Source organism: Mesorhizobium sp. PL10 (assembly GCF_053714315.1).
Window position 1 is genome coordinate 1 of sequence record NZ_JBSKBR010000227.1, and the last position, 323, is coordinate 323.

The 323-nt window shown below is 57.9% G+C and carries 1 protein-coding gene; it reads left to right on the forward strand.

The features are described 5' to 3' along the window. Positions 1–249 (forward strand): transposase (locus ACWGTO_RS33965; protein WP_454579016.1); only part of this gene is annotated, 249 nt, incomplete at its 5' end. Positions 250–323: the final 74 nt, after the last annotated feature.

The window sequence follows — 323 nt, forward strand, 5'->3', positions numbered from 1 at the left end:
CGTCTGAAAGCGATCCGTTGTTGCAAGGGCCGTCAACGTGCAGGGAAAATAGCGCTTACCTTCCTACCGCCTTACAGCCCCGACTTTAACCCGATCGAGAATGCCTTCTCCAAGCTGAAGTCGATCCTCAGGAAAGCCGCCGCACGCAACATCCCCGAGCTTTGGGACGCAATCCGCGACGCGCTGCCACGCTTCACCGCCGAGGAATGCACAAACTACTTCTGCGCCGCAGGATACGAGCCTGAGTGATCAGATTCTGCTCTAGCGGGTCTGGTGTCGCGAGAATGCCTTATACGGCTAAACGCTCCACTACTTGGGCCGCG